This is a genomic window from Rhizobium sp. 18055 (assembly GCF_902706285.1).
Classification (GTDB): domain Bacteria; phylum Pseudomonadota; class Alphaproteobacteria; order Rhizobiales; family Rhizobiaceae; genus Rhizobium.
In genome coordinates, this window is sequence record NZ_CACSKD010000316.1 from 1 (window position 1) to 433 (window position 433).

Genomic DNA, 433 nt, shown 5'->3' on the forward strand with positions numbered 1-433 from the left:
GGATGGGCCTGGGCGTACTTGACCAGATCGGCGAAGGAGCGCACCGGCAGGTCCGCATTCACCAGCAGCACGTTGGCGAGCCGGTCGATGAGCGTAATGGGAGCGAAGTCCTTCACCGCGTCGTAGGGCAGGTTGGGGTTGACGGCCGGGTTCACCACGTGCGTGCTCTGCGACGTCACGATCAGCGTGTAGCCGTCGGGCTTGGCCCTCGCCACGTAGACGGAGCCCATCGCGCCGCCCGCGCCGCCCTTGTTGTCCACGACGACCGGCACGCCCAGTTCGCTGCTCAGGCGGTCGGCCATCAGCCGGCCCGAGTTGTCGACCGACCCACCGGGCGCGAACGGCACCACGAGCGTGATGGGCTTGTTCGGATAGGGGGTGGATTGCGCCTGCGCGAACGACAGCGGGGCCATCCCCCCTGCTGCCGTTGCGG

1 protein-coding gene is annotated in these 433 nt (G+C 68.8%); it reads right to left on the reverse strand.

The window, feature by feature from the left end; genetic code table 11:
- Positions 1 to 413, reverse strand: a 413-nt coding sequence (locus GVL52_RS32225) for a tripartite tricarboxylate transporter substrate-binding protein (RefSeq protein WP_280179134.1), incomplete at its 3' end; no start/stop codon positions are given.
- Positions 414 to 433: the final 20 nt, after the last annotated feature.